Consider the following 263-nt stretch of genomic DNA (forward strand, 5'->3'; position numbering starts at 1 on the left):
AACGAGGTGCGCAGTTTCCAGGCCCCCCTGCACCGTGTGGATGCGGTTGCCGTCGAAGGGGATCACCTGCTGATTTCGGACGGATCGGGCATGTACCAACGGGTCTCGCGGGACGGCGAGGCGCTTGGGGAGGCGTTCCGCCTCTCGGTCAACCTGCGCGATACGGACGGGCTTTACGTGGACAACGCGACCTCCGATTTCTGGGTGGCCGATGACACTGCGGCCGAGGTCGTGCAGATCCGCCAGGATGGCACGACCGTGCG

1 protein-coding gene is annotated in these 263 nt (G+C 65.8%); it reads left to right on the top strand.

What is annotated here, in order from left to right; translation table 11 throughout:
* The coding region (locus H2O73_RS24120; RefSeq protein ID WP_220457767.1) for a hypothetical protein at positions 1-263 on the top strand (263 nt) is incomplete at both ends.

Source organism: Vibrio marinisediminis (genome assembly GCF_014050145.1).
Classification (GTDB): domain Bacteria; phylum Pseudomonadota; class Gammaproteobacteria; order Enterobacterales; family Vibrionaceae; genus Vibrio; species Vibrio marinisediminis.